The 23,103-nt window shown below is 69.3% G+C and carries 24 protein-coding genes; 9 read left to right on the top strand and 15 right to left on the bottom strand.

Translation table 11 applies throughout. The features are described 5' to 3' along the window. The first annotated feature begins 19 nt into the window (after positions 1 to 19). From RUR_RS22795 to RUR_RS22780, 4 genes are all read left to right on the top strand, one after another. Positions 20 to 841, top strand: coding sequence for an SDR family NAD(P)-dependent oxidoreductase (locus RUR_RS22795; RefSeq protein ID WP_283137194.1), 822 nt, complete (start codon positions 20 to 22; stop codon positions 839 to 841). After that, positions 831 to 1,475 carry a TetR/AcrR family transcriptional regulator gene (locus RUR_RS22790; protein ID WP_283137193.1) on the top strand — a complete coding sequence of 215 codons (645 nt, stop codon included), beginning with the start codon at positions 831 to 833 and terminating at the stop codon, positions 1,473 to 1,475. The genes RUR_RS22795 and RUR_RS22790 overlap by 11 nt, the downstream gene beginning before the upstream one ends. Then, complete coding sequence (locus RUR_RS22785) at positions 1,465 to 1,872, top strand: RidA family protein (protein ID WP_283137192.1); 408 nt, start codon at positions 1,465 to 1,467, stop codon at positions 1,870 to 1,872. The genes RUR_RS22790 and RUR_RS22785 overlap by 11 nt, the downstream gene beginning before the upstream one ends. 311 nt (positions 1,873 to 2,183) lie before the next feature. Continuing rightward, positions 2,184 to 3,299, top strand: a complete 1,116-nt coding sequence (locus tag RUR_RS22780; RefSeq protein WP_283137191.1) for a serine hydrolase domain-containing protein — start codon at positions 2,184 to 2,186, stop codon at positions 3,297 to 3,299. A 45-nt stretch (positions 3,300 to 3,344) separates the two neighbouring features. Here RUR_RS22780 and RUR_RS22775 read toward each other — a convergent pair whose 3' ends face one another. From RUR_RS22775 to RUR_RS22715, 13 genes are all read right to left on the bottom strand, one after another. Next, positions 3,345 to 3,947, bottom strand: coding sequence for a TetR/AcrR family transcriptional regulator (locus RUR_RS22775; RefSeq protein ID WP_283137190.1), 603 nt, complete (start codon positions 3,945 to 3,947; stop codon positions 3,345 to 3,347). After that, positions 3,941 to 5,143 (bottom strand): M20 metallopeptidase family protein, encoded by a 1,203-nt coding sequence (locus RUR_RS22770; RefSeq protein ID WP_283137189.1) that lies wholly within the window; start codon positions 5,141 to 5,143, stop codon positions 3,941 to 3,943. Before RUR_RS22770 ends, RUR_RS22775 begins: the two co-directional genes overlap by 7 nt. Further along, a complete protein-coding gene (locus RUR_RS22765) occupies positions 5,140 to 6,054 on the bottom strand; it encodes an ABC transporter ATP-binding protein (RefSeq protein ID WP_283137903.1) in 915 nt (304 codons plus the stop codon). Before RUR_RS22765 ends, RUR_RS22770 begins: the two co-directional genes overlap by 4 nt. A gap of 2 nt (positions 6,055 to 6,056) precedes the next feature. Continuing rightward, complete coding sequence (locus RUR_RS22760) at positions 6,057 to 6,839, bottom strand: ABC transporter ATP-binding protein (protein ID WP_283137188.1); 783 nt, start codon at positions 6,837 to 6,839, stop codon at positions 6,057 to 6,059. Further along, positions 6,836 to 7,678: an ABC transporter permease gene (locus RUR_RS22755; protein WP_283137187.1), complete on the bottom strand. Its 843-nt coding sequence runs from the start codon at positions 7,676 to 7,678 to the stop codon at positions 6,836 to 6,838. Before RUR_RS22755 ends, RUR_RS22760 begins: the two co-directional genes overlap by 4 nt. Positions 7,679 to 7,683: 5 nt before the next feature. Then, positions 7,684 to 8,706, bottom strand: coding sequence for an ABC transporter permease (locus tag RUR_RS22750; protein WP_283137186.1), 1,023 nt, complete (start codon positions 8,704 to 8,706; stop codon positions 7,684 to 7,686). Positions 8,707 to 8,767: 61 nt separating this feature from the next. Next, a complete protein-coding gene (locus RUR_RS22745) occupies positions 8,768 to 10,384 on the bottom strand; it encodes an ABC transporter substrate-binding protein (RefSeq protein ID WP_283137185.1) in 1,617 nt (538 codons plus the stop codon). 22 nt (positions 10,385 to 10,406) lie between these two features. After that, positions 10,407 to 11,387, bottom strand: coding sequence for an LLM class flavin-dependent oxidoreductase (locus tag RUR_RS22740; protein ID WP_283137184.1), 981 nt, complete (start codon positions 11,385 to 11,387; stop codon positions 10,407 to 10,409). Beyond that, positions 11,384 to 12,307, bottom strand: coding sequence for a DUF1028 domain-containing protein (locus tag RUR_RS22735; protein WP_283137183.1), 924 nt, complete (start codon positions 12,305 to 12,307; stop codon positions 11,384 to 11,386). The genes RUR_RS22740 and RUR_RS22735 overlap by 4 nt, the downstream gene beginning before the upstream one ends. Next, the gene (locus RUR_RS22730; RefSeq protein ID WP_283137182.1) at positions 12,304 to 13,125 is read right to left on the bottom strand and encodes an alpha/beta fold hydrolase; all 822 of its coding nucleotides are present in this window, start codon (positions 13,123 to 13,125) and stop codon (positions 12,304 to 12,306) included. Before RUR_RS22730 ends, RUR_RS22735 begins: the two co-directional genes overlap by 4 nt. Before the next feature lie 11 nt (positions 13,126 to 13,136). Continuing rightward, on the bottom strand, positions 13,137 to 13,682 hold the full coding sequence (locus tag RUR_RS22725; RefSeq protein ID WP_283137181.1) for a YybH family protein: 546 nt from the start codon (positions 13,680 to 13,682) through the stop codon (positions 13,137 to 13,139). Between the two features lie 312 nt (positions 13,683 to 13,994). Next, positions 13,995 to 15,524 carry a glycan biosynthesis hexose transferase WsfD gene (gene wsfD, locus RUR_RS22720; RefSeq protein WP_283137180.1) on the bottom strand — a complete coding sequence of 510 codons (1,530 nt, stop codon included), beginning with the start codon at positions 15,522 to 15,524 and terminating at the stop codon, positions 13,995 to 13,997. Further along, positions 15,521 to 16,348: a septum formation family protein gene (locus RUR_RS22715; RefSeq protein ID WP_283137179.1), complete on the bottom strand. Its 828-nt coding sequence runs from the start codon at positions 16,346 to 16,348 to the stop codon at positions 15,521 to 15,523. Before RUR_RS22715 ends, wsfD begins: the two co-directional genes overlap by 4 nt. A gap of 255 nt (positions 16,349 to 16,603) precedes the next feature. Here RUR_RS22715 and RUR_RS22710 point away from each other — a divergent pair, with 255 nt between their 5' ends. Beyond that, the gene (locus RUR_RS22710; protein WP_283137178.1) at positions 16,604 to 17,116 is read left to right on the top strand and encodes a hypothetical protein; all 513 of its coding nucleotides are present in this window, start codon (positions 16,604 to 16,606) and stop codon (positions 17,114 to 17,116) included. After that, positions 17,113 to 18,492, top strand: a complete 1,380-nt coding sequence (locus tag RUR_RS22705; RefSeq protein ID WP_283137177.1) for an XrtP-associated glycosyltransferase — start codon at positions 17,113 to 17,115, stop codon at positions 18,490 to 18,492. Before RUR_RS22710 ends, RUR_RS22705 begins: the two co-directional genes overlap by 4 nt. A gap of 331 nt (positions 18,493 to 18,823) precedes the next feature. Here the strand turns inward: RUR_RS22705 and wecB are convergent, their stop codons facing one another. Continuing rightward, the gene (wecB, locus tag RUR_RS22700; RefSeq protein WP_283137176.1) at positions 18,824 to 19,951 is read right to left on the bottom strand and encodes a non-hydrolyzing UDP-N-acetylglucosamine 2-epimerase; all 1,128 of its coding nucleotides are present in this window, start codon (positions 19,949 to 19,951) and stop codon (positions 18,824 to 18,826) included. Between the two features lie 97 nt (positions 19,952 to 20,048). Beyond that, a complete protein-coding gene (locus tag RUR_RS22695) occupies positions 20,049 to 20,687 on the bottom strand; it encodes a LuxR C-terminal-related transcriptional regulator (RefSeq protein WP_283137175.1) in 639 nt (212 codons plus the stop codon). Between the two features lie 292 nt (positions 20,688 to 20,979). Here RUR_RS22695 and RUR_RS22690 point away from each other — a divergent pair, with 292 nt between their 5' ends. From RUR_RS22690 to RUR_RS22680, 3 genes are all read left to right on the top strand, one after another. Further along, positions 20,980 to 21,714 carry a choice-of-anchor protein CoaP gene (locus RUR_RS22690; RefSeq protein ID WP_283137174.1) on the top strand — a complete coding sequence of 245 codons (735 nt, stop codon included), beginning with the start codon at positions 20,980 to 20,982 and terminating at the stop codon, positions 21,712 to 21,714. A 100-nt stretch (positions 21,715 to 21,814) separates the two neighbouring features. After that, entirely contained in the window at positions 21,815 to 22,456 is a 642-nt protein-coding gene (locus RUR_RS22685) for a response regulator (protein WP_283137173.1), read from the top strand. 143 nt (positions 22,457 to 22,599) lie between these two features. Continuing rightward, the gene (locus RUR_RS22680; protein WP_283137172.1) at positions 22,600 to 23,103 is read left to right on the top strand and encodes a hypothetical protein; all 504 of its coding nucleotides are present in this window, start codon (positions 22,600 to 22,602) and stop codon (positions 23,101 to 23,103) included.

The following is a 23,103-nucleotide window of genomic DNA, read 5'->3' as shown; positions in this document are numbered from 1 at the left end:
CTGCCGTACGCTGGCCCGCATGAGTACGACCGTTGTGATCACCGGGGCCAGCGGCGGCATCGGCTTCGCCGTGGCCAGGAACCTCGCCGTCCAAGGCTGCCGGATCGTCCTGGTCGCCCGGGACGAGGCCAGAGGGGAGGCGGCCCGGGCCGCCGTCGCGCAACTCGGCGGCCCGGGAGCCGACCTGGTCCTCGGCGACCTGTCCACCCTGGCGGGCGCCCGTGCCGTGGCCGAGTCGCTCGCCCTCCGCTTCCCCCGCATCGACGTGCTGGTGCACAACGCCGGGGTCTGGCCCACCGCCCTCACCCGGACCGCCGACGACCTGGAAACCTCCTTCGTCGTCAACCACCTGGCCCCTTTCCTGATCAACCGAAAACTGGAGCCCCTCCTCACCTCCTCGGGGACCCGGGTCGTCCAAGTCAGCGCCGGGCTGTACACGCGGGGCAGGGTCGATCCCGACCGCACCGCCGTGGGCGCCGACTTCCACCCGATGCGCACCTACGCCGACACCAAACTCTGCAACCTCCTGTGCGTCCCGCTCTTCGCCGAGCGGTGGAAGGACACCGGGGCCACCATCGACGCCGTGCACCCCGGGGTGATCCGCACCAACCTCGGCGCCCGGGGCGGACCCGCCGGGCTGCTGCTCAAAGCCGTGAAGTTCCTGTGGAAGAGCCCGGAGCAGGGCGCCGAGCCGGTCGCCCGGCTGGCCATGGCCACCTCGGGGACCGGCAGGTACTTCGACCTCGACCGGGAGCGGCCCCTGGAACCGGTCGCCGCCGACACCGTCCTGGCCCGGCGGGTCTGGGACCAGGCGATGGAGCTGACCGCACGTGCCGGTTAGGCAGCGGCGCAGCGAGGAGACGGTGGAACGGCTGCTGAACGGAGCCCTGAAGGCCTACGGGGAAACCGGGCACGACGGCTTCACCCTGACCGCCGTCGTCAAGACGAGCGGGGTGAGCGTCGGCAGCCTCTACCACCATTTCGGCAGTTTCGACGGGCTCGCCGCGGCGCTCTACAACCGGTGCATGGGCGAGTTGCTGGACGGGCTCGTCGAAACCTTGGAGGGCGTGTCCGGCGCCCGGGCCGGGGTGGACGCGCTGGTCCGCGGCTACCTCCGGTTCACCCGGGAGCACCGGGCCGCCGCGCACTTCATCCACGCCTCGGCCTACGCGAGCTTCCTGCCCGCGCACGCCGCCATGCTCGCCGCGGCGAAACGGCCCCGGATCGCGCGGATGCAGGCCTGGCTGCGTCCGTACATCGACTCGGGTGAGGTCGCCGACCTGCCGGACATCCTGCTGGAGTCGCTCCTGCTCGGTCCCGTCACCGAGGTCGCCCGCCGCTGGCTGGGCGGGGTCCCCGGCATCGACCTGGACGAGGCGGCCCGGCTGCTGCCCGAACCCGTCTGGCGCTCCGTCGCCGGAAACGCGGTGGCATCCGCCCCCACCCCCGGGGAAGACTACCCGGGTGACCATTGACCGCATCAATCCCGATGAACTCCACAAGACTCCCGGATACCACCACATCACCATCGTCGAGGCGGGCAGACTCGCCTTCCTCGCCGGACAGTGCCCGCTCAACCAGGCGGGCGAGGTCGTCGGGATCGGCGACGTCCTGGCCCAAGCCGACCAGGTGGCCGCCAACGCCCTCACCGCGCTGCGGGCCGCGGGCACCGGCCCCGAGCACGTCGTCCGGGCGACGATCTACGTGGTGAGCCCGGACAACACCGTGCTGGCCGACGTGTGGCGACGGCTGAACGACTCCCCCATCGCCGCCGCGTTCACCACCGCGAGCACCCTGCTCGGCGTGGCGAGCCTGGGTTTCCCCGGCCAGCTCGTGGAGCTCGACCTCACCGCCGCCCTCCCCACCGCGTAGCGGCCTCAGCCCGCCGCAGGCCGTACCCACCTCGGCAACCCCGACATCCGGGTACGGCCGACTGCGGGTTCCCCCGATCGGTGTCGGGGTGGCGGCAGCCCGGCGCCTCGCCGGCTGAGGGTTGACACGGGCCTCGGGCCGAGTAGGGTCGGATGTAATCCGATTACATAACCTTGCGGTGTTCGTGACGGCCGGCGTTCTCCCATGTCGCCTTTCCCGGCCCGTCGCGCGTTGCCGACGTGTTGCCGGTGACCGTCACACACCATGCAGGCTCGACTCCCATAGCCCATCATTGCTGGGAAGGTACGCACATGAGTGTCAGCGGGTTCGTCGCACGTGGATATGAACCGGTCCGCGAGGTCTTCTCAAAGCTGGTCGAGGAAGGCCGGGAGACCGGGGCCGGGCTTTCCATCTGGGCCGGCGGCAAAGAGGTCGTCGGGCTCAGCGGCGGGTGGGCCGACACCGCGCGAAGCGCGCCGTGGCGCGGCGACACGCTGGTGCACACCTATTCGACGTCGAAGCCGTTCGCGGCGCTCACCGCGCTGACCGCGGTGGCCGACGGGGCTTTGGAACTGGACGAGCCCGTCGGGAATCACTGGAAGGAGTTCGCGTCACACGGCAAAGAGCGGACGACGCTGCGGCACATTCTCACGCACCGCGCGGGCTTCCCGGGGTTCCCGGCCGCGGCGGGATCGCTGGACCTGCTCGACGACGCCGGGCTCCGGCACCTGCTGGCCACCTCACCGGCCGAATCCCCGCCGGGGACCGTGACGGCGGAACACGCGCTGACGTACGGGCACCTGATCGACGGCGTGCTCCGGGCCGCCACGGGACGGTCGCTGGGTGAGGTCTTCGCCGAGACCGTCCGGCCGGCGTTGGGGTTCGACGCCCACTTCGGTGTGCCCGACGGTGACCTGGACCGGGTGGCCGAACTCGAGTACGGGCTCCCGGGCGGGCCCGATCACTATGTGAACGAGGTCTATCCGTCCTACCGGCGGGCGCTTGCGGTTCCGACCGGCGCGATGGAACTCGCCCGGCTCAACTCCACCGCGTGGCGGCAGGCGGTGTTCGGCGCGGCCAACCTGCATGCGTCCGCCACCGCCCTCGCCGGGTTCTACGCCACGTTGACCGACGCCGACGGGCCGGTCCGCCGGCTGCTCGGGCGGGAGCTGCACGAGGAGTACCTCAAGACCCAGGTGTGCGGCCATGACCAGACCGTCGGGGTGACGGTCAACTGGACGCTGGGGTTCCTCCGTACCGACTCGTTCGTCGGCCTGGGCGGGCTCGGCGGGTCGGCCGCGTGGTGGTCGTTCCTCAACGACCACGCCGTCGGCTATGTGACCCGCCGGTTGCACGACCACGCCCGGGTGGGTGAGCTCGCGGCGGTGCTGGGCGACAATCTCAACACCGAGGTCACCTGCGGCTGACAGCTACGCGTTTCACGCGTGCCGGACACCCGGCACGCGTGGGATTCACCCGCCTGACGTGGCCGAGCCCTCGACATGAGACTTCCGCATGAGGGATTTGAACTCCCCGAGGGACTGTTCGACGTGCTGCCGGTCTCCGGTGATGAGCAGGTCGACCATCAGACCTCGAACGGTCGCGAGCACCAGCCGGGCCACGGCACGGGCTTCCTCGTCGTCGCGGCAGGCGCCTTGAAGGCTTCGGTGGAAGTAGGCCACCCACTGCTCGACGGCGGTGCTCGAGAACTCTCTGAACTTGTCGGGCTCCTCGAAGCTGCGCGACGTCAGGTGGAAGAAGAACTGCATGTCCGGGAGGTTGGCCCGGTAGTAGTTCCACCACGCGTCGATGGCGTCGACGATCGTGCTCGGCGGGGCGCTCGCCAGGGCTTTGACGGTGTCGTCGCGGATCGTGTAGACGATCCGGCCGAGCAGTTCGTCCTTGCTGCCGAAGTAGTAGACGAGCATGCGGCTGCTCGTCCCGAGTTCCGCCGCGAGCGTGTCCAGGGAGAATCCCGCCAGGCCGGTTCGCCGCACGATCTCGATGATCTTGCCGAGCAGCTCGTCCGACTTGGCGGCGGGTTCCCTGCTCGGCTTCCGATCCGGTGTCAGCACGTTGTCTCATTCATGGTCGGAGTGGCGTTCAGCCGCCTGACGGCCAGTTCGGCGAGCAGGCGGGAGATGTCGGGTACCACGGAGTCGTCGAACCGCGCCTCCGCCGAGTGGTTGGTGGGCAGCAGATGCGGAGGGTCCGCGACGGCGGCCCCCACCAGCACGAAGGCGCCGCCGGTCTCTTCGAGGAAGAGGGAGAAGTCCTCTGAGATCATTTCGGGCAGGGCCGGCTCCTTGTGCCGCCCCGCGCCGAAGAGGTCGGTGACGGTGCCGCGGACCAGGTCCGCGCCCTCCTTGTCACTGACGGTGGGGCCGAGATCGGGGCCGGCCTCCGCCGTCGCCTTCAGGCCGAATGCCTCGGCGATCGCGGCGCTCATATCCGCGATCCTGCCGAAGGCGTCACGCGCCGTGGCCGAGCTCGTCGCCCGCAGGCTCACCTTCAGCCGTGCGCTGTTCGGAATGACGTTGGCCGCCGTGCCCGCGCAGAGCGATCCGACCGTCACGATGATGGGGTCGGCGGGCGAGCTGTTCTGAGCGACAAAGGTCTGGATGCCCTGCACGATCAGGCTGGCGGTGGAGATGGGGTCGCGAGCCGTGTGCGGCCGGGCGGCGTGTCCCCCTCGCCCGAGTACCACGAGGTCGAAAAGAAGGGTCGCCCCCATGACGGCCCCTTCACGACAGTGGAAGGTGCCCGACTCGGCGAACGACAGGACGTGCACACCGAATGATGCTACGGGCTTCCTCCCCGTTGTCAGGAGCACGTTCTCGGAGATCATGAGCTCGGCCCCGCCCGCGCCTTCCTCGCCGGGCTGGAAGACGGCGAGGACGTCGCCGTCGAACTCCTCCCGACGTGCGCACAGCTCGTAGATCGCGCCGACCAGTCCGGCCATGTGCAGATCGTGGCCGCAGGCATGCATGCTCCCGTTGGTCGAGGAGAAGGCGACCCCCGATTCCTCGGTCATCGGCAGGCCGTCCATGTCGGCCCGCAGCAGGACCGTGGGGCCCGGGCCTCTTCCCGGGATCACGACGGCGAGCGACGACGACTTCTCACTGGTCTCCACCCGCAGGCCGAGCGGTGCGAGCGCCTCAAGAAGCGTCTTCCTGGTCTCCGGCAGGTGCAGGGCCAGCTCGGGATGCCGGTGCAGTCGCCGGCGGAGCTCGATGAGGTCGATCACGTCGGGCCCTCTCAACGGGTTCATGCCGCGGCGGTGCAGGCGACGAGATGCTCGGAACCGACCTGGTGGAGCCCGGTGCCGTGGTCCCGGCACGGTGAGCTCTCGACCGGGCAGGGAGCTTGGGCGAGGATGCCGGCCCGGTGCCGGGCCACGTGTTCCGCGCCGTTCCAGGGGACGCGTGGATCGGCGATCGGCACGGCGGCGATGAGAGCACGTGTGTAGGGATGCCGGGGGGCGTCCAGGACCGCTGAAGCGGGGCCGCTTTCCACGATCAGCCCGTGGTACATGACGGCGATGCGGGTGGCCAGGCGGCGCACGCTGGAGATGTCATGCGTGATCATCAGATAGCCGACTCCGGTTCCGGCCTGGAGCTCTGCCAGCAAGGTGAGGATGCGCGCCCGGACCGTCTGATCCAGACTGGCGGTCGGCTCGTCGAGGATGACGATCTCCGGTTTCGCGATGAGCGCGCGGGCGATGGCGACGCGCTGCGCCTGGCCTCCCGAGATCTGCCGGGGGTAGCGGTCGAGCACCGACGGGTCCAGGCCCACCTGAGTGATCAGTTCGGCGGCGCGCGCATCGGCTTCGCGGCGGGAGGCACCGCCGTGCCACAGCGGCTCCTGCACCGCCCGCCGGATCCGCCACAGCGGATCAAGCGACTGCACGGGATGCTGGAAGACCATCTGCACGCGCCGGGAACCGGTGCCGCGAGCACCCTCGGGGGCACCGTACGGCGTGCTCCGCCAGGCCAGCGAGCCCGAGGTCGCCTTCTGCAATCCGGCCGCGACCTTCGCGATCGTCGTCTTGCCGCTGCCCGACTCTCCGACGATCGCGAGTGTTTCCCCCTTTCGAATGTGCAGGCTCACGCCGCGGACGGCGCGGGTCTCGTAGCCGCCGCGTCGGTAGACGACTCCGATGTCGTCGAGAACGAGGTCCATCGTCACCTTTCCGAGGGTTGTTCCAACGTCGAAGCGAGGAGTTCTTCGGTGTACGCGTCCCGGGGGGCGTGGAAGACGTCGTCCACGTCGGCGAACTCGCGGAGCTCACCGTGGTACATCACGGCGACCCTCCGGCATGTCTGCGCGATGACGCCCATGTCATGGGAGACGAAGAGCACGCCGATCCCGCGCGAGGCGACCGTCGACCGGATCAGCTCCAGGATCTGTGCCTGCACGGTCACGTCGAGGCCCGTGGTGGGCTCGTCCGCGATCAGCAGGCTCGGTTCGGCCGCGACGGCCATGGCGACCATGACCCGCTGGTTCATGCCGCCGGAGAGCTGATGCGGATATCTGCGAAGGACCGCCCGGGGTTCGTGGATTCCCACCGATTCGAGCAGCGCCTCGGCCCTGGCGCGCCGGCCGCGCCGACCGGTTCCCCGGCGTTTGCCGAGGAAGGTGAGCAGCCGGATGAGTTGCGCCTCGATCTTCATGGTCGGGTTCAGCGCCGCCGTCGGATTCTGGAAGATCATCGTGGCGTTCGGCCGTTCGCACACGCGGCCGTCCCGGAGAAACGGCCTGCCGGACAGGCTCGCGTCACCGCAGGCGACCGAGACCCCCGCGGGGAGCAGGCCGAGAAGCGACAGCGCGGTCATCGTCTTCCCCGAGCCTGACTCGCCCACGATTCCCACGATCTCGCCGGGGTTCACGTCGAGGGCGAAGTCGCGCACCAGGGTGTGCCCGTCGGCCGTCCGGATGGAAAGTCCCTCGACGCTGAGCAGGGTCATCGCAGCCTCCGGTCGAGCCAGTCGCCGATGATCTGGAACGAGGCGGCCGACAAGAGGATCATCGAACCGGGGAAGAACGAGGGCCACCACGAGCCGAGCAGGATGTCGCCGACGCCTTCGGCGATCATCGAGCCCCACTCCGGCGTCGGCGGTTGCACGCCGACCCCGAGGAACGACAGCGCGGCGAAGTCGAGGATCGCCCACGAGGCGACCAGGGTGGACTGGACGAAGGGATACTTGACCGCGTTCGGCAGGACGTGCCGGAAGGCGAGTCCCACGGTCGACGCGCCGCTCAGCCGCCCCGCGGCGACGTAGTCCGCCGACCGGATCTCCAGGGCCTTCGACCGCGAGAGCCGTACCATGGGGGGCGTGTAGGCGATGGCCACGGCGATCGCCGCGAACCACGCGCTCTTGCCGAGCGAGGCGGTGATGATCAGAGCGAGCACGACGGCGGGGAACGCGAGAAAGACGTCGGTGATTCGCATGATCACCATGTCGACGGTCCGGCCGAAGGTCGCGCTGAGCGCCCCCACGATCGACCCGAACACCAGGACCGACAGCGCCACGGCGAAGCCGAGTGTGACGTCGATGCGCACGGCGGCCATGCTGCGCAGGAAGATGTCCCTGCCGTAGCGGTCGGTGCCGAAGGGGTGCTCCCATGAGGGCGGCAAGAGCCCCTGTGTCTTCATCGCCACGTCACCGTCGCCGTACAGGAGCGGCACGACGACGCCCATCGCGATGAGGACGGCGAGGACGCCGAAGGCCGCGTAGGCGAAGGAATCGCCCGGTCTCATCCGGCCGGCGACGTTGCCGCGGAGGGCGTTGTCGATCGGTGTCATCCGCGTCACCTCCCCTCGGCGACGGCGACACGGGGATCGGCCCGGCGATAGGCGAGTTCGAGGACGATGTTGAGGAGGATGTACGTGACTCCGATGAGGATGACGTAGCCGCGGAGGGCGAACAGATCGTTCTCCTGGAGCGAGTCATAGGCGTACTGCCCGATGCCCGGCCAGGCGTAGAGCTGTTCGATGAGGACGTTCCCGCCTGCGAGGACGAAGCCGGCGACAAGGCCGATGTTGGTGATGACCGGCAGCAGCGCGTTGCGCAGGCCATCGTGGAAGAGGATCGAGCCCGGCGGGTAGCCGAAGGAGCGCGACGTCCGCGCGTAGTCGGATTCCAGTGCGCGGATCGTCGACGAGCGGACGATCTTGACGATGGACGGCGAGGCGTGGAGCCCCAGGAGCATCGCCGGAAAGAGGAGGGTGCGCAGCGCGGCACCGGCCGTTTCCAGGTCGCCCGCGAGCAGCGCGTCGACGACGTAGAACCCGGTGACGGGATCGGGAGGGGCGTATCCGCGGGGAAGCCGGCCGATCGGGCTGGTGAAGACGCCCCATTCGTTGACGAACAGGTAGATGGCCAGCAGGGCGATCCAGAACACCGCCGCGGCCGAGGCGAAGACGACCAGAAGCTGAATGATCTTGTCCACGACGCGGTGGCGGTGGACCGCCGCCAGGACGCCCAGGCCGACACCGAGGACGACCGCGATCAGCAGTGCGAGAAGACCCAGTTCGACCGTGGCGGGGAGCCGGGTCAGCAGCTCGTCCGTCACAGGTTGCCCGGTGCGGATCGAGGTGCCGAGGTCCAGCCGGAAGAAGTCCACCATGTACCGGCCGAACTGCACCAGGACCGGCTGGTCCAGGCCGTACTGCCGACGCAACTGTTCGACCTGTGCATCGGTGGCGTACTGACCTGCCGCGACACGCGCCGGGTCACCTGGAAGCAATCGCGTGATGAAGAAGATGAGCACGGCCACGCCGACCACGCCGACGACTGCGATCCCTGACCGCGCCAAACCAGACCTGAGCATTGTGAACCCCTTCCGGCGGCGGGCGGGCTCCCCGGCGGCCCGCCCGTCACCGCCCGGCCGCCTACTGCGCGATTCGCAGCCGGTCATACCGCAGATTGGCGTCGTCGGAGTGCGTGATCCCGGAGACGGTCGACTTCGCGCCGATGAGCACGTTCCGGGTGAACAGGAATGCCCACGGCGCCTGGTCGACGACGATCCGCTGCGCCTGCCGGGAGAGCGCGCGCCGCTCACCGGGATCGGTGGTCGCCATGGCCTGCTCGATCAGCTTGTCCAGCTTCTTGTCGCTGAAGCCGGTGTAGTTGGTGAACACGCCGGACTTCAGGAGGAAGAAGAGCTGGTAGATCGAGTCCTGACCCCACGAGTACCACGAGTCGAGGAACATCTGGAGTTTGCCGAGGTTCGTGGAGAAGTCGGCGTCGTTCATCTCGTTGACCTTGAGCGCGATCCCCGCCTGCGCGAGGGCGCTCTGGATGAAGATCGCCGACTGCCGCAGGACCGTGTCACTGGCCTGGACGGACAGCGTCAGCGAGAGTTCTCCCGGCTTGATCCCCGCCTCGTCGAGGAGTTTCTTCGCGGCGTTCACATCGGTGGGATAGGCGATCTTCTCGCCGGTCGGGTCCAGCGCGTCCGACATCGGGTACGGCACGGCTCCGTAGGCCGCGCCGGAGTAGCCCTTCATCACCTCGTCCCGCAAGGTCTGATAGGGGATGAGGTGGGAGATCGCCCGGCGCACGCGCGCGTCCTTCAGCACGGGATCCTTGTTGTTCATGCCGAGGAACGCGACGTCGCTGTAGGCGAGCTCGTACAGTTTCAGATCCGGGTCGCGCTCGACCGCCTGGGCGAGATCGGGTGTCAGGCCGGTGACGATGTCGACCGCCCCGTTCTGCAGCGCGAGAAACGCCTGCTGCGGATCGGGCATGTTCTGGACCACGACCCGGTCGGGGGCGTCGGCGGTGTCCGACGCCTTGAACGCCTTGTTCTTCACCAAGGTGAGGCTCTGCCCCTTGACCTGGGAGTCGATGACATAGGGCCCCGACTCCGTGGCGTCCTTGCCGAAGAACCCGGCCGCCCAGGGATCGTCGCTCCCGGCGGCCTTCTCGGCGGCCGACCGGTCGAGCATGGGGAACAGCTGGAACGCGAGGAACTTCTCGATCAACGGCGAGTAGTGCGTCACCTTGACGTCGACGGTGGACGTGTCCACCGCGACGATGCCCTTCTCCGGGTCGGAGATGTTCAGCCAGGTGCCGATCGCGGACGCGTAGCCGACGTCGGAGAGGGCCCGCCGCAGCGAGTAGACGACGTCCTCCGAGGTGATCGGTCTGCCGTCCGCGAACACCGCGTCCGGCCGCAGTTTGAAGGTCAGGGTCGTCCGGTCCTTGTTCCAGGTCGCGGACTGGGCGAGATACAGAGTGCTCTTGCCGGTGTACTTGAGAACGCCGTCGGCCGGGGCGGAGTACTCCTCCTGCATGAGCGTCCCGTAGATGTTCCCGACCACCCCGTAGGCGGCTTCCGAGCGGAGCTGGTGCGGGTCCAGTGTGTCGACGTCGGTGGCGTAGGCGATGATGACTTCCTTGGCGCCGGCCTTCTTCCCGGCGCCGTCGCCGCCGCAACCGGCCGCGGCGACGAGGAGCAGCGAGGCGGACGCCATCGCGATGAGGGCTTGTGTGCGGTGTTTCATGTCCGGCTCTTCTCTTGCCGTGTCAACCGGCCCGCAGGGCTAAGCCGAGTTTTTCGATGTCATGCGTGAGGGAATCGATCGTGACCGGCGCGAGCGCCACCTCGCCGGAGCCCGCGGCGGCGAGCTCGTGAATCCTCGTCATGCAGGTGTCGAGGTCGCCGCACACGCACAGCTGGTCGATCCAGCTGTCCGGCATCTTCGCCAGGAGCGCGGCCTCGCCGCCTTCGGCCAGGAGGGCGTTCAGGTCCTCGGTGATGCCGATCGCATCGGTCATGAGCGCGCTTTCGGCATTGAGGTAGGCGGCGAGCACCGGACGGGCCTTGGCCCTCGCCTCTTCGGTGGTGTCACCGAGTGCGAAGAAGGCGAACGTCGAGATGTGCGTGTCCCGGCCCCCGGAGGCCGCGGCCACGATCTCGCGCTGGCCGCGGACGAACGCCGGGGAGCTGAAAACCGACAGCAGCAGCCCGTCGGCGACCTCGCCGGCCAGCGCCGTCATCTTCGGCCCGGTGGCGCCGATGAAGATCGGCGGCGCTTTCTCCGGCAGGAAATGCAGGCGGACTCCGTCGAAACGGAAACCGCCGTGATCCCCGGAGACCTCCTCCCCCGCGAGCAGGGCGCGTACGGTCGCGACGTTTCCCCGGACGGCGGACAACGGCCGGGCATGGCCGATTCCTTGCTGGTCGAGCCACTCCAAGCCGCCCGCGCCGAGGCCGAGCCTGAATCGGCCGGGATGGGCGGACGCCAGTGTCGCGCTCTCCATGGCGGTCAACGCCGGGTGACGGGCATAGGCGGAGAGCAGGCCGGTCCCCACCAAAAGCCGCTCGGTCGCCCCGAGGATCACCGCGGCTCCCGACACGCCACCGGTCATGAAGTAGTCCTCCGTCGACCAGACGCTGTCGAAGCCGTTGTCTTCGAGCGCCCGGGCCACGGTGATCAGCTCGGCGGGATGGAAGGTACTGCCGAGGACGAAACCCACGAGCGGCACGGCCGAGTGCCCGGTCAACGCCCCGCCGTCCTGAGAATCTGATCAGAGGTCATGGAGATGGTTCCGATCTGGGCGAGCCCATCGATGAAACGGGAGAATTGCGGGCGAGCGGCGACGGCCCGCGCGAGGAGTTCACATCCACGCTCGGCGTGACCCGCGCGAAGGAGGAGGACACCCTGCCAGACGGTGGGCTCCAGGTCCTGCCCCAGGACGCCCTGAGTCCGCCGAAGGCCGGCGAGCGCATCCTCCAGGGCGTCGCCCACCACCGGTTCCATGCCGGTGACCAGTCCGGGAGCGAATACGGACTCGAAGAAGACGGTGTAGGCCTCGCTCATCCGCAGGCTCGTGCGAAGCGCCTTGAGCGGATCGGGGTCGACGTCGACACGCAGGTCGTAGAGGGTGCCCTCCCATGGATGCGCCGCGGGCTCCGCGGCGACGACGCGCAGGGACGCCGACATCCGCCCGCGGACGTCGCCACCCGCCCGCTCCCCCGCTTCGAGTGCGGCGATGAGCCGCTCGGCGAAGTCGCCCTCGGCCGAGCCGAAGGCGTCCGACATCGCGGGCAGCACCCGATCGTTGTCCAGCATGTTGCCGACGGCGATCGCCGTACCCTCGACCACGCTGCCGCGCGAGGGGACGCAACGCGACCCGGTGTGGTGCGCCGTCGCCCCTGCGGAGTCGACGAAGGCCACTTGCCGGATCTCGCGGTCGGGATCGGCCGACAGCAGGCCCGCAAGCGCCTTGTCCGGCGCGATTCCCAGTTCCAGCAGGTCCAGGCCCTTGGGTCCGTAGGAGATCTCGACGAACGACTGAGTCGCTATCGCGCCCACTCCGGCGCGGGCGAAGTTCGCGACGGGGCCGACACCGTAGGCGTGGGTCGCGGTCGCGACTCCCAGCCGTCCTGTGGCCTCGTCCCTCGCGACGATGGAGAACGTCACTGTGCTTCTGCTTTCGATTCGGCGGATTCGAGGTGGGGAACGAGCAGGTCGAGTACGGCGGCGGCGTCCTCGAGCATGGGCAGATGCCCTGTGCCCGGCAGGATCTCGTGCCGTCCGCCCACGCTCTCCGCCATCCTGCGGCCGGCTTCCGGCGGGCAGCCCGTGTCGAACGCACCCGTGATCACGAGTACCGGGCAGGCGACACCCGGCGTCCACGCCGTCCCGTCCGCGGACAGGGCGGCGTGCCAGATCCGGCGGATGGCCGGTGCGCCGCGCGTGCTGGTCAGATGTCTGACCGTCGCGACGAGGCTCGCCGCCGAGCCAGGCGCCACCGCCTCGGCGGCGAGGACGGCGAACATCTCGTCGACCGTGCCGGTGTCGAGAAGGTCTGCCAGGTCGGCACCCTGTTCTTGGCCGGGGTCCGGTTCGTCGCGGAGGGAGCTGCCCATCGCCGTGACCGACAGCGCCCCCGCCGGCAGCTCGCCCGCCAGACACAACGCGATCGTGCCGCCGAGCGAGCCGCCGACGAGATGAAAACGCTCCAGCTCCAGCGCAGCCGCGACGTCGGCGCAGTCCGACACCCAGCCGGCGAGGGAGTAGTCTCCGGCGTCGCCGGACTCCCCGTGACCGGCCAGGTCAACGGCGATGCAGCGCCGCTCGGCGGCGAGCACCCGGACGAGATCGAGCCAGCATTCCTTCCGCATGTTGATCGGATGCACAAGGAAGGCCGGCGCCTTCTCCTCGCCACCGCCGGGACCGAGGTCCGCAAATGAAATCGCGTTATTCAGGCGGGTACGTACGGTCCCGTAGCGGAGCATCGTTTCCGCGCCTAATATTCGGTGCGAATGCCAACGCTGTACGGGGTGTTTCCGAGACCACGAGCGTCGCTCGTGTCATCTTTTGTCTTGGCGTCCGGTATGGCGTCGCCGGGCGGGCGGGCGGAGCAGTGGAAATGCCACATCTTCCATTCGGAACCGCCCTCGCCGTCGTCGCGCTTGTAAATCTCTGTCGACCGATATCGGGTGGTTATGTCGACGACCTCGTCCTCGGGGAGGACGTTTCCGTCCTCATCCTTGATCCGCCAGGCGGGGAAGGTACCTTCTGAGACCACATATCCCATGTCACCGGACACCTCGACCCTGATCACGTAGTCTTCGCAGAGACCCCAGCGGTCGGTCGCGGAGAAAGCCGCCCACAGGTTCGCGAGATCGTCGACTCCGAAATACGGATGGTCGTTGAGATTGAACATCAGAAATTGATCGTCCCCCTTGGGGAAGACCGTTCTCATGAGCGGGATGTTGATATTGAAGTTCGAGTAGTACCAGTCGCGGTGAAGTCGGAGCAACTGCTCTCTGTCGGGCTCCGGATTTGTCATGGGAAACCTCTCGACCAAGCCAGGAAGTGACTTGTAATCAGATTACATATCTCCCTTCTCCACCACCAGACCTCGGCCGAAAAAATCCTTGTCACCGCTTTTATCGCTCGGCCGGAAGGGGGCGGCGGCGCGGGGCCGTCGGCGCGCATCCCACCGGCCCAGCCTTCCCGCTCCCAGGAAGCGAGCAAGGCGCCCCGGGAGCGGACATCCGATCTCCCATGCGACGGCTATGTAATTGGATTACACCCAATCCCACGCCGCCGGTGGCTGTCAACCGCAACGATCGCGGCGGTACGGCCTGCGGCGGGCCGATCAGACCTCGGCGTAGCTGTCCTTCCCCGTCAGGCGGAGGCTCTCCTCGGGGGTGAGGGCGTGCCGCCAGTCCGGCCTGGGGCGGGCCCGGCGGATCAGCAGCAGGACGCAGAGGGCGGTGAGCGGCAGGCAGAACGCGGTCAGGAAGGTGACGTAGGTCATGTGCCGGGTCGCCTCGACCCGGCCCTCGCCGAGCGCCACCATCCAGAACTGGGTCCAGATCATCACGGGCACCAGGACCGCGAGGCGGCCCGCGGCCCGCTCCTTCCAGGTCGGCCGGCCGGTTCGGAGCGTCAGCCAGCCGAGGACGAACACGCCGAGCCAGAGGAACACCAGCAGCGCGGGAGCCGCCGTGTACACCCCCCAGAGCGTGGTGTACACGATGATCCGATGCTCCTTCGCCCCAGGTGACAGGCCCGCGCCGACCGGGTAGGAGCCGAGGTAGTCCAGGCCCGGGTGCGCCACCCCCTCCAGCCCCCAGCCGAGCAGGCGCAGGGCCGCGGCCGGATGGGTCAGGTAGAAGCGGGCGATGGCCACCGGGGTGACCGTCTCCTTGAAGTGCTGGTAGTGCTCGGTGGTCGCGATGGAGTTCGGGCTCAGGATGTTGGTGTCCGCGGCGGACGCCAGCACCGGGTCCAGCCCCAGGTCGCGCAGATCCTCGGCCGCCGAGACGTTGTCGTGCAGCAGCGACCCGAAGATCGCGTCGTAGATCGCCACCTCGGTCTGCCGTTTCGGCTGCTGCGTCAGGTAGTACGACGTCGAGCCGACGAGCACGACACAGGCGAGGATGGCCGGGGTACGGCGCAGCGCCCAGCGCACCGGCCCCCACATCCGGGCGGCGGTCACCCCCCGATGGGGCGGCAGCAGCATGGCCAGGCAGACCGGGACGACGAAGGAGACCAGCTGAATCTTCGCCCCGATCACGAAGAGGGCGCAGGCGACGACCATCAGGAGCGACCCGAACGTGGCCCGGCGGCGGCGCAGCAGGTGCAGCAGGGCGGCCAGCAGCAGGCCCAGGCCGAGCAGGGCGGCCGGCTCGGAGAACGGCGAGACGAAGAAGCCGGCGAACGCGGAGTCCGCATAAATCAGCCCGATTCCGGAGGCCAGCGGGACCCGCACCCACCAGCGGCCCGGCAGCACCAGCGTGAACACCGCGCACACCAGGCCCACGCCGACCGCGCAGACCACGCCCAGCGCCCGGAGGTCCAGCGCCCCCGGCAGCCCCAGCGGGCCGGTGAGCTGCTTGGCCAGCCAGAGCAGCCAGACCTGGGTGGAGTGGTAGGTCTCCCCGCTGCCGTCGGCGCCGCAGGTCTCGCCGTACCAGGTGTGGGGGTCCCAGGTCGGATAGACGAAACGCCACATGTTCGCGTCCCAGGGCCGCCGGTTCGCCACCCCGAGCGTGCACAGCAGGCGCTTGCCGTCGCCCTGCTCGGCCAGCCCGATCGCGGAGCCGGTGAACAGCCGGGCCAGCATGACCCCCGCCCAGAGCAGCCCGGTGGCCGCCGCGGTGAGCACCCGTTCGCGTCTCACCGGGCGAGTCCCCCGCGGAGCGTGCCGACGACGGGCGCCCCGTCTTCACGGCCCAGCCAGCATTCCACCCGGCGGTCGTCGCGGCGCCAGCGGTCCGGGCCCGGCGGCTCCAGGCGCAGGCGCAGTCCGCGGAGCGGGCCGCCGACGAAGTTCGCCGCGTTCACCCGGCACATCTCCTCGGCCAGCCGGGCCACCCGCCGCACCCCGGGATACCGGCCGGGCGGCAGGTCCACGGGCGGTTCCACCCACTCCACGTCGTGAGGCTGCGCGCAGGTCACGTCGGCGGGCCCGAGCCGGCAGCGGCGGACCACGGCGGACTCGGCCCTGACCATGATCCCGCGCAGCGGCACCGTGAGTTCGGGCCCCCTGGCCGCGACCAGCGTCGGCCCGAGCAGGTCGCAGCGGAGCGTGCGATCCCCCCGCAGCCACTCGGCCCGGGTGGGGAACTTCCCCCAGATCGCGACGCCCCACTGGCCGTCCATCGGACCGGCGCCGAGATACGGGCGGATCGGCCGGTAGTCGCAGAGCCGGTCGATCTCCTTGACGAGCTGCTCGGGGCTGGGCCGCTCCCGGTGGGCCGCGATCGGCCCCGAGTACCGGGTCAGCATGTAGGTTTCGGTCTGATGGGGTTCGTTGCAGGGAACCGGCGGGGCGACGTCGCTCCCGTTGTAAAGCTCCTCGGGAAGCTCCAGCCGATGGCAGTCACCGATCTCCATCGCGGCGCTCGACACGATTCCCGCGTGCGGATCGTGCCCCGAGCATCCGGTGGCGGCGACGAGGGCGGCGCAGAGGAACGCGCTGCGGACTCGGTGTGGGAACGGCACCTGACCCCCTTCGAAACGGACGGGCCAGAAGGTAGCCCGGCCGCGGACACGCAGGTGACAGGGCTCGCCCGGCTCCCCCCGCAGGGTGATCCGGACTCGCCACAATCACCCGGGAGGGTGAGTGTGCCCTGCCCTCCCCGCCTGGCGCGAGCAACTACGTTGCGGAGTCGTACGCGCGTGCGTGCCTGGGTTCCGGGGGGATGAATGACCGAACGGGCGATCCGTAGCCATCCACGGAGTCGTGCGGGACGCGGATTGCCCGACGCCCTGCCGTACCGGCTCCTGCTGCTCACGGTTTTCGCGGGTTTTCTCTTGCTCATCCTGATCTGGAACGACGAGCTCCGCGGCCTGGAGGCGGTGATCGCCAGCGACGTGGTGGCGGTGTTCGCGAGCACCGAGACGGGATACAGCGCCTCCCGCGCGATCGTGACGTTCGACAACCACACCGCGGTGCCGATGGGGCTGCGCATCACCCCCGAGTGCACCTCGGCGTTCCTGGTCCTGCCGCTGCTCCTGATCTCGGGGCTGGTGGTCTGGCTGCAGCGCAAGGTGTCGCTCTGGCCACTGCTGGCGCTGGTCACGGCGACCCTGCTGATGCTCGCCACCAACCAGGTGCGGATCCTGACCGTCACCCTGCTGATCAAAGGCCTGGGCTTCGACCCCGGCTACTACTGGGGGCACACGGTGGTCGGCTCGGTGATCAGCGTGCTGGGCATCGCGGCGAGCCTGGTGGCGTACGTCTTACTGATCATGAGGAGGGCTCGGTGATCGGGGGATTCGACTACGCGCTCGGCCTCACCCAGGCGTTCGCGCTCTTTCTCAGCGTCACCTTCCTCAGCTACGTGTTCACCATCCTGCGGCCGTACGTCAAACGGCTGCCGGGGCGGACCGGCGACCCGGCCGCCTTCGAGTGGCACATCTTCATCCCGTGCCGCGACGAGGCCATGGTGATCGGCGGAACCCTCGCCTACCTGCGGGAGAACATCCCCAGCGCGCACCTGTGGATCGTGGACGACGACTCCGACGACCGTACGGCCGAGATCGTCGACAACCGGGGGGCCGCCGACCCCTTCATCCACCTGGTACGGCGATTCCGCCCCGACGCCCGGGTCGGCAAGGGTGAGGCGCTCAACGCCGCCTACACCGCCCTGTGCGATTGGCTCGGCCCCGACGCGGACCACCGCAGGGTGGTGGTCTGCGTGCTGGACGCCGACGGCCGGCCCGCCCCCAACCTGCTCCGGGTCTGCGCGGGGCCGACCCTCTTCGGGGACCCCACGGTCGGCGCGGTCCAGATCGACGTGTGGATGAGCAACCGCGGAGACCGGATCCCGTGCCCGCACCGGGGATGGCTGCGCAACCGCTTCGGCCACCTGCTCGTCCGCATGCAGGACCTGGAGTTCCGCTGCGCCATCGCCGCGATTCAGCTCAGCCGCAGGAAGAGCGGGACCGTGGCGATGGGCGGGAACGGGCAGCTCTCCCGGCTCAGCGCCCTCGACAAGATCGGCGGCGTGGACGGGCGTCCCTGGGGGGGCTCGCTCCTGGAGGACTTCGAGCTGGGCATCCAGCTTCTGCTGGCCGGGGAGCGCAACGAGTACACCTCCGACACCTGGGTCGAACAGGAGGGGCTCTGGTCCTTCCGGCGCCTGATCACCCAGCGCACCCGCTGGGGACAGGGCACCATGCAGTGCGCCAAGTACCTGCCCGACGTGTGGCGGTCACGGAACTTCAGCGGCCTGGGCGCCCTTGAGGTGCTGTACTACCTGTCCCAGCCCTGGCTCCAACTCCTCGGGACCCTGGTCTACCCGATCCCGCTCGGACTGCTGATCTGGCGGATCGTCGTCGACCCGATCGGCATGCTCGGGTGGCTGGGCGAGGGCGGCTGGATCCTCTTCGCCATCTACGGCACCTTCGGCATCCTGCCGTTCCTGGTCTGGGGGCCGCTGTACTGGTGGAAATGCGAGCCGAAGATCGGGTTCCTGCGCAGCCTCTGGCTGGGATTCGCCTACTCCCTGTACATCTACAACTTCTACATCACCTCCTGGCGGGCCTTCTCCAGGATCGTCCGCCGCCGGGACGGCTGGGCCAAGACCCGCCGCAACGCCGAGTCCCAGGTCGGCGGGCGACCGGTGGCCAGCGACGTCTGAGCCGGAAAAGCGGCTAACCCAGAAGGGGAAGGCCCGGGCGATGCCCGGGCCTTCCCCTTTTCCGTGTTCTCCGCGGAGCGGGTACGGTGACGCGTTCGCTCACGGGGAGCGCCGAAAACGCAGCGATCGGACGATCAGCATTCCGCCCAGGATAAGCGCGACGGCGAGACCGATGATGATTGCCAGCGGGAACCCCGTAAAAGGCAATTTGAAATAATCCGTACCGCCATACCCTCCGTAGCCCCCGTACATCGGTACCTCCCGTTTCTCCGGACTATTTATCGCAACCGTCGCAGATAACGGCCCACCCGCCGGGCCACGCCACGACGGATCACTCCGCCGGGTGATAGGCGAAGTCCTCCGGTCGCTCCTGAAGACCGAAGAGCCAGCCGCACGCCTGGACCACCCGGCCCGCCGCACGGCCGTCCCCGAAAGGCGACACGCGCAGCTCGGCGCCCGGGCCCGACATCCGGTCCAGCACACTCATCGCCGACTTCACGATCAGCTCCGCGTCGACGCCCACCAGGTGCGCGACCCCGGCGGTAAGAGCCTCACCCCGCTCGGTGACCTCGCGCATCACCAGGGTCGGCAGGCCGAGCGCGGTCGTCTCCTCCTGGACCCCGCCGGAGTCGGTGATGACCAGGGTGCTGCGGGTGAGCAGCCGGACGAACTCCGGGTACGGCAGCGGCGGGGTACACCTCGCGTTCGGCATCCCGGCGACGGCGGCCTCGAAGACCGAGCGCACCGCGCCGTTCATGTGCCCGGCCACGGTGAAGTCCGTCTCCGGATAGGCCTCGGCCAGCGTGGCGACGGCTCGGGCGATCCCGTGTAGCGGTTCGCCCCAGGACTCCCTGCGGTGCGCGGTGATCAGAACCGACGGCCGGCCCTCCCCCGGTGCCGGTGCGGCCGGCGCCACCTGGAGCAGGGCGTCCACCACGGTGTTCCCGGTGACGATCACGCGGGCGGCCGGGATCCGCTCCGCGAGCAGGTTGGACCGGGCCGACTCGGTGGGCGCCAGGTGCAGATCGGTGAGCGGGGCGATGAGCCGCCGGTTCGCCTCCTCGGGAAACGGCAGCCGGTCATGGCTGCGCAGCCCGGCCTCGACGTGCGCGACCGGGATCTTGGCCAGGTAGGCCGCGAACGCCCCCGCGAAGGCGGAGAGGGTGTCGCCTTGAACGACCACCAGCTCCGGTTCCGATTCCGCGAAGGCCCGGCACAGCCCGCCGATCAGCTCCGCCGAGAGCAGCGCGAGCTCCCCGGTGCCCCGCGCCGGGCGGATCCGCCGGTCGATCGGGGTGTTGAAGAGGGCCAGGCTCTCGTCCACGACCTCCCCGTGCTGGCCGGTCCCGATCACCTGGACGGTGGCCCAGTCGCTCTCCCGGAGCCGGACGACCACCGGGCCGAGCTTGATCGCCTCCGGCCGGGTGCCGACCACCACGGCGACTCCACGTCTGCGCATCCTCTTCCCCCCGCTGGCTCGACATTCCCGCTCACGCTAGGAATCGGCCGCGATCGGGCCGCACGGACACACGCCGCCTCACCCCGCGGGGGGATCGCTACGCCGGATCCCGCGGCCCCGGGACCAGCCGCTGCCGGGCGCCGAGGACCAGCGCCACGGCGTGGGCCCGGTCCCTGGCGCCGATCTTGCGGAGGATCGCCTTCACATGGCTCTTGACCGTGTCGTGCGCGATGCAGAGGCGCTTGGCGATCGACCGGTTGTCCATGCCGAGCACGATCTCCTCCAGGACCTCGCTCTCCCGGGGGCTCAGCCCGAAACGCCGCTGGGGGTCGAGCTCCCACAGATTGGTGCGGGACCGGCCGACCCGCTCGTCCAGTACCTGCTGCCCGGTGGCCACCCGGCCCAGGTAGAAGAGCAGGTCCTCGGGTGGCGAGACCTTGAGCAGGTAGCCGGACGCCCCGGCCGCCATCGTCGACTGGGCGAGCAGGGAGTCGTCGTGCGAGGTGAGGATGACCGTGGCGGTGCGGGGACTGGAGAACCTCGCCCACCGGCAGAGTTCCAGGCCGCTCTGCCCGGCCACCTCGACCTCGCAGAGCAGGATCTCCGGCCGATGCTGGAGCACCGCCTTGCGCGCCTCGGCGACGCTCACCGCCGCCCCCGCCAAGGCGAACTCCGCCGCCCGGGAGAGCACCGCGCGCAGCGCGACGTGTATCAGCCGCGATTCATCCGCGACCACGATTTTGCAGATTTCAGCCGTCGTGCCGGCACGGCGGGCCGGTACCACGCTATTCGCGTATCCCGTCATTCTCCCACACCTGGCTTAGGGCGCATTTGCGGTCGCTCGCCAATGTAACCGCCGACGCACCGCGGAATTTCCCCCGGCAATCACCCCGCAGGGTGATTGTGAAGCCTTGACTCACCCCCCGGAGTGAATTGGCGGCTCATATCCGCATTAGGGGACACGGTCCGGTCTACCGTCGCGCTCAGCATTCATTTATCGGCTCGCTGCCAGGGGGTACCTCAAAGTGTTGACCAAACGGAGACTTCTTGTCTCGGCGCTGGCCGGGGTTGCGGCACTTGTCGTCGCCGCCCCGGCCACGGCAGCCAAGAAGAGCTTGAACATCCAGGCCTACGGTGTGTCCGGGAACCTGCTCGGGGCACCGGTGGGCCCGATCGCGCTCGCCAACCTCGGCACTCCGAACGCCTCGGTTCTCAACTTCAGCGTTCCGCCGCTGCTGTCCACCGGCGCGATCACCGCGTCGGTGACCCAGGACACCTCGCTGGGCACCGAGTCGTCCACCGCCACCACGGCCAACCTCAGCGCCACCCTGGTGCCCGGGATCACGATCTCCGCCGGGGCGCTCACCGCGACCTGCAGCGCCACCGACGGCAGCTCCCCCGTAGGGACCTCCAACTTCACCAACCTCGTCATCCCGGGTGTCACCGTTCCGGTCAACCCCGCGCCCAACACCGTGATCAACGTGCCGCCCGGGCCGATCCCGCCCACGCTGATCACCGTCACGCTCAACGAGCAGAACACCGTGGCGGGCAGCCTCACCGTGAACGCCGTCCACATCCGGGTGCTCGGCAGCGCCGCCAATGCGATCATCTCCTCGGCGACCTGCGGCCCCGCCCCGGTGGTGCCGCCCATCCCGATCGCCTCGGGCGCCGGCCTCTACCTCGGACTCGCGCTGCTCGCGGGCTCCGGTGCCGCCGCCACGGTCGTCATGCGCCGCCGCCGGCACGTCCCCACCCTCGTGTGACCCACTGATCCGCGAATGACGGAGCCCGCCGCGGGGTGACCCCGGCGGGCTCCGCCGCGTCCGCGGACGGAAGCCGGGGCGCATCGGCTAGCGTCAAGGCATGATTCGCGTGTTTCTCCTGGACGACCACGAGGTGGTACGGCGCGGCGTGGCCGCGCTGCTCGACGACGAGGACGACATCGAGGTGGTCGGGGAGGCCGGCACCGCCCAGCAGGCGATCGCCCGGATCCCGGCGCTCAGCCCGGACGTGGCGGTGCTCGACGTGCGGCTGCCCGACGGGAACGGGGTCGACGTCTGCCGGGAGGTCCGCTCCCGGGTGCCCGGCCTGGCCTGTCTGATGCTCACCTCGTTCGCCGACGACGACGCCCTCTTCGACGCGGTGATGGCGGGGGCCGCGGGGTACGTGCTCAAGCAGATCCACGGCTCGGACCTGGTCGGCGCCGTCCGCACGGTCGCCGCCGGGCAGTCGCTGCTGGACCCGGAGACCACCGCGGCGATGCTGCGCCGCCTGCGCGAGGCCGCGACCAAGCAGGATCCGCTGGCCGCCCTCACCGACCAGGAGCGCCACATCCTCGAACTCATCGGGGAAGGCCTGACCAACCGGCAGATCGGCGAGCGCCTGCACCTGGCCGAGAAGACCGTGAAGAACTACGTCTCCAACCTGCTCGCCAAGCTGAACATGCAGCGGCGCACCCAGGCCGCGGCGCTCGCCGCCCGGCTCAAGGAGGACCGCCGACGGTGACTTGGCGCATGCCGTACAAAACCGGAAAACTGTGAAATTTGCCTTGACGGTAGCTGGGGAAACCCTGTAAACGGCGGATCTTCCCAGGGAATCATAGGGGGCGAAATCGTAGTCGTGCGCACCATGTGAGAAGGGAATCCGCCGTGCCGGAAGTCCGTCCGTCCCACGTCCGCAGGCCCCGATCCGCCGCGCTGATCGCGGCCCTCGCCCTGGCGTTCACCGTCCTCGCCCCCGGCGCCGCCCAGGCCGCACCCGCCAAGGCCCTGGACTGCCCGACCCCCTCCTGGGGGAAGATGGCCCAGATGTTCCTGGGCAACGTCATCCACACCAACGCGGTCAACTCCCAGGCTCCCGGCGGCACCCTGTATCTGAACTCCGCCAACGGGTACACCATGAAGCTCACCCACACCGGGGACGTCCGGCCGCGAACCAGGGCCGTCTTCGACTACATCGACCCGGCCACCGGAAACCTCGTCGACCGGCACATCACCAACCCCTCCCGCAGCAACGGGGTCATCCACCACGAGCCCGAGGAGGTCCAGCTCTTCTTCCCGGCGGGGACCGTACTCGACCTGTACGGCTCCTTCGAGGACGAGTGCGGCGCCGGATACCAGCGCATCCTCCTGGGGCAGCTCCAGGTGAACTAG

The sequence above is a fragment of the Rhizohabitans arisaemae genome (assembly GCF_025996515.1).
Lineage (GTDB): Bacteria > Actinomycetota > Actinomycetes > Streptosporangiales > Streptosporangiaceae > Rhizohabitans > Rhizohabitans arisaemae.
This window is presented reverse-complemented; position numbering and strand designations above follow the sequence as displayed.

Bases quoted from the DNA above. Each gene is read 5' to 3' on its own strand.
- RUR_RS22685 (WP_283137173.1), top strand. From the start codon at position 21,815: ATGATTCGCGTGTTTCTCCTGGACGACCACGAGGTGGTACGGCGCGGC.
- RUR_RS22795 (WP_283137194.1), top strand. From the start codon at position 20: ATGAGTACGACCGTTGTGATCACCGGGGCCAGCGGCGGCATCGGCTTC.
- RUR_RS22755 (WP_283137187.1), bottom strand. From the start codon at position 7,678: ATGACACCGATCGACAACGCCCTCCGCGGCAACGTCGCCGGCCGGATG.
- RUR_RS22725 (WP_283137181.1), bottom strand. From the start codon at position 13,682: ATGACAAATCCGGAGCCCGACAGAGAGCAGTTGCTCCGACTTCACCGC.
- RUR_RS22745 (WP_283137185.1), bottom strand. From the start codon at position 10,384: ATGAAACACCGCACACAAGCCCTCATCGCGATGGCGTCCGCCTCGCTG.
- RUR_RS22770 (WP_283137189.1), bottom strand. From the start codon at position 5,143: ATGAACCCGTTGAGAGGGCCCGACGTGATCGACCTCATCGAGCTCCGC.
- RUR_RS22780 (WP_283137191.1), top strand. From the start codon at position 2,184: ATGAGTGTCAGCGGGTTCGTCGCACGTGGATATGAACCGGTCCGCGAG.
- wecB (WP_283137176.1), bottom strand. From the start codon at position 19,951: ATGCGCAGACGTGGAGTCGCCGTGGTGGTCGGCACCCGGCCGGAGGCG.
- RUR_RS22730 (WP_283137182.1), bottom strand. From the start codon at position 13,125: ATGCTCCGCTACGGGACCGTACGTACCCGCCTGAATAACGCGATTTCA.
- RUR_RS22760 (WP_283137188.1), bottom strand. From the start codon at position 6,839: ATGACCCTGCTCAGCGTCGAGGGACTTTCCATCCGGACGGCCGACGGG.
- RUR_RS22750 (WP_283137186.1), bottom strand. From the start codon at position 8,706: ATGCTCAGGTCTGGTTTGGCGCGGTCAGGGATCGCAGTCGTCGGCGTG.
- RUR_RS22765 (WP_283137903.1), bottom strand. From the start codon at position 6,054: ATGGACCTCGTTCTCGACGACATCGGAGTCGTCTACCGACGCGGCGGC.